Origin of the sequence: Isobaculum melis (genome assembly GCF_900111355.1) — a bacterium.
In the GTDB taxonomy this organism is placed as follows: Bacteria; Bacillota; Bacilli; order Lactobacillales; family Carnobacteriaceae; genus Isobaculum; species Isobaculum melis.
In genome coordinates, this window is record NZ_FOHA01000002.1 from 195,822 (window position 1) to 209,395 (window position 13,574).

At 35.9% G+C, this 13,574-nt stretch carries 10 protein-coding genes; 3 read left to right on the top strand and 7 right to left on the bottom strand.

All coding sequences use genetic code 11. The annotated features are described in order from the left end of the window. Window positions 1–112 precede the first annotated feature (112 nt). From BMW29_RS02695 to BMW29_RS02705, 3 genes are all read right to left on the bottom strand, one after another. Window positions 113–805, bottom strand: coding sequence for a ComF family protein (locus BMW29_RS02695; RefSeq protein WP_092650048.1), 693 nt, complete (start codon window positions 803–805; stop codon window positions 113–115). Continuing rightward, on the bottom strand, window positions 802–2,142 hold the full coding sequence (locus BMW29_RS02700; protein ID WP_092650050.1) for an ATP-dependent helicase ComFA: 1,341 nt from the start codon (window positions 2,140–2,142) through the stop codon (window positions 802–804). Before BMW29_RS02700 ends, BMW29_RS02695 begins: the two co-directional genes overlap by 4 nt. A gap of 69 nt (window positions 2,143–2,211) precedes the next feature. Next, a complete protein-coding gene (locus BMW29_RS02705) occupies window positions 2,212–3,078 on the bottom strand; it encodes a DegV family protein (protein ID WP_092650052.1) in 867 nt (288 codons plus the stop codon). Window positions 3,079–3,275: 197 nt separating this feature from the next. On the opposite strand from BMW29_RS02705, the gene BMW29_RS02710 reads away from it, so the two are divergent. From BMW29_RS02710 to BMW29_RS02720, 3 genes are all read left to right on the top strand, one after another. Further along, window positions 3,276–3,911, top strand: coding sequence for a YigZ family protein (locus BMW29_RS02710; RefSeq protein WP_092650054.1), 636 nt, complete (start codon window positions 3,276–3,278; stop codon window positions 3,909–3,911). A 156-nt stretch (window positions 3,912–4,067) separates the two neighbouring features. Next, window positions 4,068–5,366 carry an LCP family protein gene (locus tag BMW29_RS02715; protein WP_245706211.1) on the top strand — a complete coding sequence of 433 codons (1,299 nt, stop codon included), beginning with the start codon at window positions 4,068–4,070 and terminating at the stop codon, window positions 5,364–5,366. 27 nt (window positions 5,367–5,393) lie between these two features. Continuing rightward, the gene (locus BMW29_RS02720; RefSeq protein ID WP_218139629.1) at window positions 5,394–6,338 is read left to right on the top strand and encodes an LCP family glycopolymer transferase; all 945 of its coding nucleotides are present in this window, start codon (window positions 5,394–5,396) and stop codon (window positions 6,336–6,338) included. Window positions 6,339–6,382: 44 nt separating this feature from the next. Here BMW29_RS02720 and BMW29_RS02725 read toward each other — a convergent pair whose 3' ends face one another. The 4 genes from BMW29_RS02725 to BMW29_RS02740 form a co-directional block, all read right to left on the bottom strand. Next, window positions 6,383–7,096, bottom strand: coding sequence for a GntR family transcriptional regulator (locus tag BMW29_RS02725; protein ID WP_092650058.1), 714 nt, complete (start codon window positions 7,094–7,096; stop codon window positions 6,383–6,385). Between the two features lie 14 nt (window positions 7,097–7,110). Further along, the gene (locus tag BMW29_RS02730) at window positions 7,111–7,821 is read right to left on the bottom strand and encodes a glucosamine-6-phosphate deaminase (protein WP_092650060.1); all 711 of its coding nucleotides are present in this window, start codon (window positions 7,819–7,821) and stop codon (window positions 7,111–7,113) included. A gap of 21 nt (window positions 7,822–7,842) precedes the next feature. After that, window positions 7,843–8,982, bottom strand: a complete 1,140-nt coding sequence (gene nagA / locus BMW29_RS02735) for an N-acetylglucosamine-6-phosphate deacetylase (protein ID WP_092650062.1) — start codon at window positions 8,980–8,982, stop codon at window positions 7,843–7,845. Between the two features lie 124 nt (window positions 8,983–9,106). Next, the gene (locus BMW29_RS02740) at window positions 9,107–13,345 is read right to left on the bottom strand and encodes a 2-hydroxyacyl-CoA dehydratase (RefSeq protein ID WP_092650064.1); all 4,239 of its coding nucleotides are present in this window, start codon (window positions 13,343–13,345) and stop codon (window positions 9,107–9,109) included. Window positions 13,346–13,574: the final 229 nt, after the last annotated feature.

Below are 13,574 nucleotides of genomic sequence, written 5' to 3' on the forward strand. Positions count from 1 at the left end.
GTCAAATAATAAGAGGACCACTCTCTTACTATTATCCTTAACTCAATTATATAGGATAGCGCTTTAATTGACAAATGTTATTACTGCATTTAAATAATTCTTTACATTCCCTTTACCTTGCAAGGGTCAATGTTTTAATAACTTTCACACCTAATTCATCCAAGCATTGATAAGCATGACGTAGTGTACTGCCTGTTGTATAAATATCATCCACAATTAAAATGGCTTGCCCTTCAATCTGTTGAACTAATTCTTGTCTGACACAAAAAGGTTGTTGTGTCTCTAAGCGTTGCTTTTTACTTTTACTAGATTGCCTTTCACTATGCACTTCTTTTTTTAAAAGGGGTGTGTAAGGCATTTTTGCGGCATCAAGTAAGGCACTCACTTGATTATAGCCTCGCTCTTGTAATCTTTCTTCTGAAATTGGAATGGGTACAATGGTATAATGATGGTATTTTTTTAACTGTTTTCTTAAGTCCTCAGCGAACATCATCCTTAAATGAAAGATTCCTTGAAATTTATATTGTTTCATCCATTCTTTAAAAAAATCATTATATTGATACAATGCTTGATGACTTAAAAAATGATGTGGATACTTTTCTTGCCAAACTTGGCACTCTTTACATAACGCAGTACTGCTTGCTGCTTGACCACAACCACTACAGCAGGTTACTTCCGAAAGCTTGCTGACTTGCTTTTGACAAGTTGCACAAACTAAATAAGGAGCAATTGGTTTTAAAGAAAAAAACCATTTAAGATCAAGGACATGAATCATTGGCTGCTGACACCAAAGACAGGTTGTCATAATAGTAACCCTTGTTTTAAAGCCAAAGTATTCATTTTTTGAATTTCTTTGATTGACTGCTTGATGGCTTTCGTTTTTCCATTATGTAAAAAAATAACCGCTCCTGTTGGAAAATCCGCTTTTCGTCCAACTCTTCCAGCAATTTGGATTAACGAGGCTGAGGTAAAAGTTGTATCTTCTGCACCAAAAACAATAACTTGAACATTTGTAAAAGTAACCCCTCTTTCAAGAATTGTGGTTGAAAAAAGAAGCTGTAGCTTTCCTTTACGCATGGCTAGAACTTTTTCTTTGCGCTCTGGATCTGCAGCATAAACCGTTGCCATACTGAGTGTTCGAAAGTGTCTTTTCACAATTTTGGCTAGCTTTTTCATATAGTTAATATGAGGAAGAAAAATAAGTAATGGTTGATTTTGATTGATGATTGTTTGAATGAGCTTTTGTAAACGCAGATTTAATTTGCCCTTTTCTAATTCTTGCTGCCAATTTCCAATCCATCTAGCAATAGGGACAGGTAAGGGATGACCGTGGTAACGGCTAGGTAAAATGCTACATTTCATTTCTTGACGATGAACTTGACGCTGTAGCGTCTTATCAGGTGTAGCTGTCAAATAAATCAAACAGCTCTCTTTTTTGCTCGCTTGAGTAGCACCATAATGTAAGCATTCATCTACGGTGTAGGGAAAAGCATCTATTTCATCAATAATTAAGACATCAAACGCTTCATAAAATCTGAGCAATTGATGGGTTGTCGCTACTACTAGCTGTGTATACTGATAAGCTTCTTCCATTCCACCATAGAGTAAGCATTGCGATGTATTTGTAAAGGCTTCAGCCAATCTAGGAGCTATTTCTAAACAAACATCTACTCTTGGAGAGGCAAAACATATTCTCTTGCCCTGTTGAATGGCTGCACGAATCCCCTCAAAAACAATTTCAGTTTTTCCTGCTCCAGCAACTGCCCAGACTAAGCGCTTTTCATTTTGCTTGATGGCTTGCAAGATTTCTTTTGAGGCAGTAGCTTGTTGCTTAGATAATTCTCCCTGCCAGGTTAGTGGGTTTAAAACCGCTGTTGGAAATTCGTTTTTTTCAGGTAAATGGTACAGCATGCTACAGGCTGTTATTTTCCCCATTTGAATACAGAACGGACAATAGTAGCATTGCTTTTTGCAGTGTTGACAGGGCTGGCTAAAGTAGTCATTTTTCTTTAGCTTGCCACAGCGTGTACAGTAAACACCTATTGTGGTTTTTGTAAATCCTGGATAAATATTATATTCTTTGCAGTGAATCAGCTGATCCATTTCTGATTGTAAGAGTCTTCTTCCATACATTTGTTGCATCAACATCCCTCCTATTAAAAAGATACGCAAAGGAATATTTTAAGCAACAAAAAAAACTAGAAAATGCTTCTAGTTTTGGTCTTCTTTTGGAAAAGTATCTTGAATCCAAGCCATTCCTAATGAGCCCTCTCCTAAGTGAGTCCCAATTACTGGTCCAAAATAGCTTAATTCAAATCTTATTTTTGGGAAGGCTTTTTCTAAGTGCTTCTTCCACTTTAGCGCATCCTCTTCTACATTAGCATGGATGATTGTTGCCACAATTGGATAGCCTTTTGCAACATCTTCATTTAGTAATGCTTCAATTCGTTTCAACGCTTTTTTTAATGAACGAATTTTTTCAAACACCACAATTTCTTTATCGTCAAAATGCAGAATGGGTTTTATTTTTAACATAGAACCAATAATTGCTGCACCATTGGATAAACGGCCACCTCTAACTAAATGCTGTAAGTCATCTACCACAAAATAAGCTTTTAGTGTTTTTTGCAATTGCTCAAACTGAGCGATGATTTCTCCAGGTTTTTTTCCTGCTTTACTGAGTCTAAGTGCTTCAAGCGCAAAGTAGCCCTGAGCTGAACAACTAATACCTGAATCATATGGAAAGACTTCAATACCTTCAACCATCGTTGCTGCAGTCATCACATTCTGATAAGTGCCACTAATTTTACTAGATAAATGAATACTAATCACTGCATCATAGTCTTTTGCTAAGGTTTCAAATAAGGTGACAATTTCACCAGTTGCCGGTTGAGTTGTTGTTGGTAATTTTTTTAAATCTCGAATACGTTCAAAATATTCTTGGCTTGTAATATCCACTTCTTCCCTGTAAGACTCATTATCTAAAATAACAGATAAAGGGATCATATAAAGATCTTCATCTTGATATTGTTCTTCAGAAAGATAAGCGGTACTATCTGTTAATACTGCTATTTTCACATTGGTCCCTCCATAAAGGATTATTTTCATTTTAAAGGTATGAATGATTATATCATATCTATCTAAAGATGTTACTCTTTTAAATGAAGAAAGTCTTTTTTCATTTTTTTCTGTTTATTGTCACTGTTTCATTATATAATATTTTTTAACTGAACAAAATAGTTTATTTCATATATATATAATGAGAGAGGGAGAATATGTTACCAATCTATTTCACCATTCAAAAAGACGGACAAGCTGAAACCATCATTAAAAAGTCAACATTTATTGCTACTTTAGCACGTGTTGAAACAGCTGAACAAGCGCAAGAAAAGATTCAACAAATAAAAAAAGAGCATTGGAAAGCAACTCACAACTGTAGTGCTTTTATCATTGGCGAAAATAATCAGATTCAACGCGCAAGCGATGATGGCGAGCCAACTGGAACAGCTGGTGTTCCAATGTTAGAGATTCTTAAAAAAAAGCAACTCAAAAATACATTAGTAGTGGTCACACGCTATTTTGGTGGTATTAAACTTGGCGCTGGTGGACTTGTTAGAGCTTATAGTCAAGCTGTTGTTCATGGAATTGAAACGGTTGGTATTGTTAAATGTACCAAAAAAGTGAAAATCGCAGCAACTATGGATTATCCCCATTTAGGAAAAGTTGAAAATGCAATGGCTCAATCTCCTTTTTCAATTGCAGCTATTGACTATACTGACCAAGTAACCGTTCATTTCTTTGTAGAGGAAAGTCAAAAAGCCGTTTTTAAAGAACAACTCATTAATTTACTCAGTAGCCAGGTTACCTTCTTAGATGAAGGCACTTTTTATCATGAAGTGCTGGTTGAATGAGAAAATTGTCTAATTTATTAAATTTTATCAAATATTTCAGATAATTCTTCATTTAGATTTTCATTCATGATAGAATGATTCGAATACTACTTACTCTAATAAAAAAATAAACAATTAAAACATTGCCTAATATTTAGTTAAAAGGAGCGCATGATATTGTCAAATAAAATCACAAGAAGTCGAACGACTGAACAAAAAAAGAAAAGGGAAAAAATTATTTTAGCAATTATTATCCCTTTATTATTAATTGCCACAACTGTCTATGCCTATGGCTGGAAGGTTTGGAATGAAGCTGAAAAATTAGTGGATGATTCCTATGTTGAGACAACCAGAAAAAATGAAAGAAGCGATGATAAAAAAATTGATCCACAAAAAGATCCTATTTCTATTTTGATTATGGGAATTGATGATGATTCTGAGAGAGATTTAGGGAGTGCCAGAACAGATGCTTTAATCTTACTCACAATTAATCCACAAAAGAACACCATTGATATGGTCAGTATTCCTAGAGATACTTATACTGAAATTGTTTCAAAAAATTATAATCAAAATGATAAAATTAATGCTGCCTATGCCTATGGCGAAGAAGGTGCAGCAATGGATACTGTTGAGAATTTATTAAATGTTCCGATTCATTATTCTATCACTTTTAATTTTGATTCTTTCTTAGAGATTGTTGATGCATTAGACGGAATTGAAGTAGATGTTCCAGTTACTTTTACTGATACAAATACTTATGGTACAGGCGAAGTCCACTTAGAAAAAGGAAAACAAACATTAAATGGTGAACAAGCTTTAGCGCTTGCAAGAACAAGAAAAATTGATAATGATATTAAGCGTGGCGAACGCCAGCAGCTAGTATTACAAGCCATTGCTCAAAAAGCTTTACAACTTGGTTCTATTTCAAAATACACAGATGTTATTCAAGCAGTAAGTGGTAATATGAGAACCAATTTAACCTTCCCACAAATGTTAGGAATTGCCCAATCTGGTCTAGATGGCGGTTATACATTCAATTCTTATATTTTTGAGTGGACTAGCTTTGATTTAAATGGTGCAAGTATGGTTGAATTGTATAGTGATAGTATTGATTTTGTGAGTCATCGCTTAAATGTCGCACTTGGTTTAGAAAGTCCTGATGAACGCGATGAGCCTGGTTATGAATTTGTCTCAAATAAAATCAGTCAATATGGTTCTAGTAATTATGGTGGCTATTCAACTTATCAAGAACCTGAAACAAATAATTACTATCAACCACCTGTTAATGACTACAATAATGCTAATGAACAACCTAGTACTAACGAAACTGCACCACCTGAAGCACAAGAATCTGTGGCAATACCAGAACAACCTGTCACACCACCACCAGCAACAAATGAAAACAATTCACAGCAGGATGCGTTAAATGAAAATCAAACATCTAATCAATCAGGACCAGAGTCATCAGCAGAATAATAGAGGTTTAGAAATGAGGGTTAAATCATGATGCGTTCAAATAGAACTCGAAAAAAATACAAACGAAGACGAATTATTTTTACGGTCTTATTACTTGTTGTTGTTGCTCTTGGCATTTATGTTGCCAAAGTGGCTTTATCAGCTAAACAGATGCTAGATGATATTAAAGGTGAAGATATTACTTCTACCTTAAGAGATGGCAAACCAGATTTAGGAAAAAAACAACCATTTTCAGTCTTACTTTTAGGGGTAGATGAAAGAGAAGATGATGTTGGACGTAGTGATACAATCATTGTTGTAACGGTTAACCCTGAAACAAGATCAACTAAAATGGTTTCTATTCCTAGAGATACCTTAATTTATCTTCCTGAAAGACAGATGGATGATAAAGCCAATGCAGCTTATGCATTTGGTGGTATTCAAATGGCGCATGAAGCGATTGAGAACTTTTTAGGTATTCCAATTGATTATTATGCAAAAATTAATATGGAAGGCATGGAGGATCTTGTTGATGCTGTAGGTGGCGTAACAGTAAATAGTCCTTTTGAATTTGATTTAGATGGCTATGTTTTCCCTGCTGGGGAGCAAAAACTAGATGGTAAGGAAGCTCTTGCTTATGTCCGTATGCGTAAAGAGGATCCAGAAGGTGACTTTGGCCGTCAAAAAAGACAGCGTGAAGTAATCCAAGCGGTTATTAATAAAACCTTAAGTGCATCAAGCTTAACAAACTTTGATAAAATTTTTAAAGCTGTTGGGGATAATGTTGAAACCAACTTCACAGCTAGTGAGCTTACAACAGTTGCAGATAAATATCGAAGTGCAGCTGATACAATTGAAGATTTAAGTTTTGATGGTATAGATGATTTACAATATATTTCAACTTATGACCAAGAAGTATATGTTTGGGTACCAGATGAAGATTCTGTTGCTCAATTACAACAACAATTAAAAGAACATTTAAATATGAACTAAGAAAAGGTAAGTAAGATGTTTTTCCCATCTTACTTACCTTTTCTTTAATTATTTTTTTCTAAATAAAATTGAAATCGCTCAGCAACATATTGTGTACTCACATATTCAAAAGGTTCCCCTGAATCCAAGTAAGTAATTTGTCTTAACCTTAGCAAAGGACTCCCTTTTTTGATGGCTAAATTTTCAGAAATTTGTTCTGTAGCAAGCATTGCAGTAATTGTCTGCTCAGCTTTTCCAATACTTCTGCCAACTTCTTTTTCAACCGCTTTATAAAGTGATGTTGTAATTTCTTTTTTAGTTAAATTTTGAATGAATTTATATGGAATAATCGCCACCTCAAAGCAAATTGGGATACGATCGCCATATCTAATCCGTTCCATCCTTAAAACCAACTCTTCATTTGCTAGCTTTAAGCGTTCTGCTTCACTAACGCTTGCTGGTTTAATAAAATAAGAAACTGTTTTGCTAGAAGGAACTCTGCCCTGGGATAACATAATATCTGTAAAGCTTTCAATTCCTGTCATTTGTTCCGTTACTTTTTTAGGGGATACATAGGTTCCAGAGCCTACTCGTCGTTCAAGAATGCCATCATCCACAAGGGTTTGAATGGCTTGTCTTAAGGTCATACGGCTCACATTAAACTGAATTGAAAGCTCACGTTCTGAAGGTATTCTATCCCCTACATGCCATTTACCCGCTTCTATTTCTTGTCTAATCGTATTATGGATTTGGATATAAACTGGTGTAGTTGTGGACACAATATCACTTCCTTTTATTTGTTTAGTAATTTTGCTGCTGCTTCATCTGCAATAATAATGACATCATCATGATTTTGTAAAATACTTGCTGGTGCCTCTTCCGTAACTGGTCCATCAATCGTATTTTTAATCGCTTCTGCTTTTGCTTCTCCAAAAGCTAGTAAAATGATTTTTTTCGCTTTCATAATTGAAGCAATTCCCATTGAATAGGCTTTAGTTGGCACATCTTCTTTTTTATCAAAGAAACGAGTATTGGCTTCAATTGTTGATTCTGTTAGTCCAACTTCATGAGTGGTTGAATCAAATGGTGTCCCTGGTTCGTTAAAACCAATATGAGCATTGCTACCAATTCCCAAAATTTGAATATCAATTGGGTTCGCTTCAATAATGGCATCATAATTTGCACATTCTGCTGCACCATCTACAGCTTTACCATTTGGTACATAAGTTGCTTTAAATGGTTTTTGACTAAATAGATGCTCATTCATGAAATAGCGATAACTTTGTGTATCTGTTTCACCTAATCCAACATATTCATCTAAGTTTACTGAAGTTAGTTGTGTAAAGTCAAGATCACTTGCGACCATTTTATCATATAATGGAATCGGTGTGCTTCCTGTTGCTAATCCTAAAGTTGAAACATGTCCTTTTTCCATTTCTGCTTGAATCAATTCAAAGGCTTTTTGTGTGCCTTCATTGTTATTTTTTACAATAATTGTTTTCATTTGTTGTCCTACTTTCTGCTCTTATTTTTTTACTGTACGATTTCCGTAGCTAACGGTTTCGATTAATTGCAATGCTTGGTCAAAGACAACCATATCAGCATCTTTTCCTTTTGCAATTGCTCCTTTTCTATCTAAGCCAAATTCTTTTGCTTGGTTAACAGAACTCATTAACACAGCTTCTTCTATCCCACAGCCTGTAAATTTCATGATGTTGCGGAATGCATCTGGATATTCTAGGACGCTTCCTGCTAATGTACCATCTGCTAAACGAGCTTGTTTGTCTTTTACAAAGACTTTTTGTCCCCCAAGTTCGCTTTCGCCTTCTGGCATCCCTTTGGCACGCATTGAATCTGTAATTAAAATAATGCGATTTGGCCCTTTCATTTTATAAGCTAATTTCACCATATCAGGATGGATATGGAAGCCATCTGCAATCACTTCTGTATAAATATTGTCTTCTAAGAACGCATGCCCCGTAACTCCTGGTTCTCTGTGATGTAAGCCTCTTTGAGCGTTATATAAATGCGTAATATGACTCGCTTTACTATTTAATAAATCGGCTCTTGTTGCATTACTATGTCCAATAGATAGGACCACATTATTTTCTACACAATATTCTTCAAAAGCTGCTGCATCCTCATTTTCTGGTGCATAAGTAACCAATTTAATACGGCCACCACTTAACTGATTCCATTCATCAAAAGTTTTGACTTCTGGATGACGAATATATTCTTCTGGCTGTGCCCCTTTAAAGACTTTTGATACAAATGGGCCTTCTAAATGAATCCCTTGGATTAAAGGATTTTTTTCTGCTGCTACTTTAATCGCTTTCATTGCTGTAGCAATATTTTCATAAGATTGGGTCATGGTTGTTGCAAAATAAGATGTGATGCCTTCTTGTAACAAATCGGTTGCTAGAGTATCCACACCTTCTGCTGAACCATCCATTGCATCAATGCCATAACCGCCATGAGTATGCACATCAATAAATCCTGGAACCAAAATTTTACCCTGCATATCGATTGTTTCTTCATGGGAAACTTCTTTAAAATCTTTCATTTGTCCTACTTCAAGGATTTCTTGATCAAAACGGACGAAGCCATCTTCGATTTTTTCTTCACCTGTATAGATAGTGACATGTTTATAAGCTTTTATTGTCATGTATTTCCCCTCCAACTCATTGGTATAGTCCAATTATAAGTGGTATAGACCAAAATTGCAACTGATTTTATCTAAAAAAACCATGTGATTTGCTAGTAGCTTCTCACATGGTTTGACTGACGTATTATTTTTTATCTAAGTTTTTATTGGCTGTAGAAAGCATTAAACGAATACGATTTAGCTGATTAACTACGGATACACCTGGATCATAATCAATCGCGGCAATATTTGCATTGTGATATTGGCGGCGCAATTCTTTAATGGCTCCTTTACCAACAACATGGTTGGGTAAACAGCCAAAAGGCTGCATACAAATAATATTATTCACACCGGATTTGAGGAGTGCAATCATTTCTCCTGTTAAGAACCAACCTTCTCCTGTATGGTTTCCAATCGATAGAATTTTTTCTGCTCCTGCTGCTAAATCATAAATGGAGTGGATACCATCAAAACGCTTAGAACGTCTTAAGGCTTTATCCATTGGTTTTTCACAAATTTCAATCACTTTAATGGCAAATTGGGCAATAAGCTTGGATTTGTATGAAGCACCTAAGTTTTCATATTTCCAAATTTGATTGTATAAACAGTAATTTAGGAAGCCTGCAATGTCTGGAACAATGGCTTCTGCGCCTTCTGCTTCTAATAATCTCACAATATCATTATTGGCTGTGGGTGAATATTTAACGAGGATTTCTCCAACAATCCCTACTCGCGGCTTCACTTCATCTGTTAATAGAATTTGGTCAAACTCTTTGATAATTTGCTTCATATTGCGATTAAATTTGGTTAAAGAACCGCTTCTGACATTATCCTGCACCATTTCAAGCCATTTGGCATGTAGTTTGTCTACACTGCCTTTTTCTACTTCATAAGGTCTTGTACGGTAAACAACACGTTCAAATAAATCACCATATAGGAATGCTACAACCATGCGTTTTAGCATTGGAATATCAAAAGTAAAGCCTGGATTGCTTTCAACACCTTCATTCCCCATTGAAATCGATACAACTGGAATATCTGGGAAGCCAGCTTCACTTAACGCTTTTCTCAGTAAGGCAATATAGTTGGTTGCACGACAACCACCACCTGTTTGGGTCATCATCACACTTGTATTTTCAAGATCATATTGGCCACTTTGAAGTGCTTCAATTAATTGGCCAATGGTAATAATCGCTGGGTAACAAGCATCATTATTAACAAATTTCAAACCTTCATCAATTGCACCTTTGTCTAAGGCGGGTAAGGTTGCCACATTGTAGCCAGAAGCACGTAAAGCGATATCAACTAAGCCTTCTTGGTGAACTGGACTCATCATTGGCACGAGCAAAGTATGTTTTTCTTTCATTTCTTTTGTAAAGGATTTGCGCTTTGGTGCCTCATAAAGTTTTTCAGGAACAAAGTTGCGTTTCCTTCGTTCTTTAACTGCAGCATTCAGTGAACGTACACGAATACGGATGGCGCCTAAGTTAGAGCCTTCATCGATTTTTAGTACAGTATAAATTTTACCATATTGATCCATAATTTCTTCAACTTGATCTGTTGTAACAGCATCAATTCCACAACCAAATGAATTCAGCTGAACGAGCTCCAAATTACTTGATTTGGCCACCACTTTTGCTGCAGCATATAATCTTGAATGATAAACCCATTGATTGACAACACGTAAGCCTGAAACGTCTCCAAGATGGGAAATACTATCTTCTGTTAAGACATGGAAGCCTTCTTGGGTAATCACATCAGCCACGCCATGGTTGATTTCTGGATCTAAATGATACGGGCGCCCTGAAAGCACAATGCCTTTTTCATGTTTCATATTCAGTAACATCATGGTTTCTTCACCTTTATTACGAATATCTTGCTTAAAGTTTTCAAGCTCTTCATAGCCTGCTCTTAATGCTTCTGCTACTTCTTTTTCTGTTAGATCAAAATCTTTAAAGGTTCGATAAAGGACTTTAGCAACGGATTTTTCATCGCCCAAATTGATATATGGATTACGATAGTCCACCTCACCTGCACGAATTTCATCTACATTATTACGAATCACATCTGGATAAGATTGCACAATCGGACAATTAAAATGATTTTGTGCTTCACTAAATTCTTTTTGTTCAAAAATGACACCTGGATAAAAAATTAGTGGAATCTGCTTATCAATTAAAGCTTGGATATGTCCATGAGTTATTTTCGCAGGGTAACAGACTGTATCACTTGGAATGGTTTCAATTCCTTGCTCATAGATTTTTTTACTTGAACGTGGTGATAACTCTAATCTAAAGCCTAATTTAGTAAAGAAGGTATGCCATAATGGATAGTTTTCATATAAATTTAAGACGCGTGGCATACCAATTGTTCCTCTAGTCGCTTCTTTTTTACGCAAAGGTTTATATTGGAATAAGCGTTTATATTTATATTCCACCAAATTGGTTTTCTTATCTTCTTTTTTAATCTTGATTTTAGCACCACGTTCACAGCGATTTCCTGTGACAAATTGGCGGCCATCTGAAAAGATGGTAACGGTTAGCATACAGTTATTTTCGCACAGTCCACAATGGGTAAAATCTTTTTCAGCTGAAAAGGCTGCAATTTCCTCTAGTGAAAGAATAGTTGAACGTTCACCTTCTTCATAGTCTTCTAGCGCTAAAATAGCGGCACCATAAGCACCCATTAAGCCAGCAATACTCGGACGAACTACTTCTCTCCCACTAATTAATTCAAAGGCACGCAGAACTGCTTCATTATAGAACGTTCCACCTTGGCAAATGATTTTTGCGCCTAAATCTTCTGGCTTCCTAATTTTTACTACTTTATAAATCGCATTTTTAATGACGGAATAAGACAGTCCTGCTGAAATGTCACCAACAGTTGCCCCTTCTTTTTGGACTTGCTTGACTTTCGAATTCATAAAAACCGTACAACGAGAGCCTAAGTCAACAGGTGCATGGGAAGCAGTTGCTGCCATCGCAAAATCTTTTACTTCATAATTTAAGGACTTTGCAAAGGTTTCAATAAAAGACCCACAGCCTGATGAACAGGCTTCATTTAATTGGATAGAAGATAGTACGCCATTTTTAATGGTCATGGCTTTCATATCTTGTCCACCAATATCTAAAATAAAGTCAACACCTGGTTGGAAACGGTCTGCTGCTTTATAATGAGCTACAGTTTCAACTTCTCCAATGTCAATTTTTAGTGCATTTTTAATTAAATGTTCTCCATAACCAGTGATTGCAGCTTTTCCAATAAAGACATCCTCTGGTAATTTTTTATATAAATCCTTTAAAACTTCCATCGTCATTTCAAGGGGTTGTCCTTCATTGTTTCCATAGAAAGTAAACAATAATTCACCTTTTTGGTTGGTTAAGACCACTTTAGTCGTGGTTGAGCCTGCATCAATGCCTAAGAATGCCACACCTGAGTGTGAGGCTAGATCATGCTGTGGAATCGTCGCTTTACCATGTCTTTTTCTAAACTCTGCTAGTTCCTCTTCTGTTTCAAATAATGCCGGTAAAGTATCTGTTGGTGAAAGAGCTTCTCCTTCTGTATCTTCCATTTTGTTAATTAATGTTGCTAAGGTTGTGACTTCTGTTTTTTCTGAATAAAAAGCTGCTCCTTGTGCAACAAATAGCTGTGGGTTTTCAGGGAAGATAATCGTCTCTTCAGTTAAATGAAGTGTATCAATAAATCGTTTGCGTAATTCACTCATAAAGAAAAGTGGACCTCCCAAGAAAGCAACTTTTCCTTTTATTTTTCGCCCAGAGGCTAATCCTGCAATGGTTTGATTCACTACTGCTTGAAAAATACTTGCTGCAATATCTGCTGGTTGTGCCCCCTCATTGATTAAAGGCTGGACATCAGTCTTCGCAAATACACCACAGCGTGAAGCAATTGGATAAATGATTTCATATTCTTTAGCTAATTCATTTAAACCACTTGCATCTGTTTTTAATAAGGTTGCCATTTGGTCAATAAAAGCACCTGTTCCTCCTGCACAGCTCCCATTCATTCGTTGCTCTAGCGCACCATCAAAGAAGGTGATTTTAGCGTCTTCTCCACCAAGCTCAATCGCCACATCTGTTTCTGGGATGATTTCTTCAACGGTTCTTGTACAAGCAATCACTTCTTGTACAAACTCAATGCCCAACATCTCAGCTAGTCCCATTCCTCCTGATCCTGTAATCATAATTGTGAGGGCAGCATCGCCAAATAACCTTTGACCTTCTTTTAAGACGCGTAGTGTTGCTGCTTGAATATCAGAATAATGGCGCTCGTATTTTGTAAAGATGGATTCATTTTTTTCATTCATTAATACTAATTTTACTGTTGTCGAACCTACATCTATTCCTGCTCGTAAAATCTCTGTCATTGTGTATGATTCTCCTTTTTTAAGTTGCCTCTTAGTCATTTTCATTAAATCGAGTTTAAGTTATACAACACTTTGTTGAATAACATACAAACTGTTTGATATGTTATAATTGTTAATATCCTTCATTTTATTCATTTAAAGGAATAATTGCAATGGGCAATTCGGCTGATTTTGTGAAATAAACAACAATCACTCGACATCTGTCGTTTATCTTTCAATTTTTTTGAAA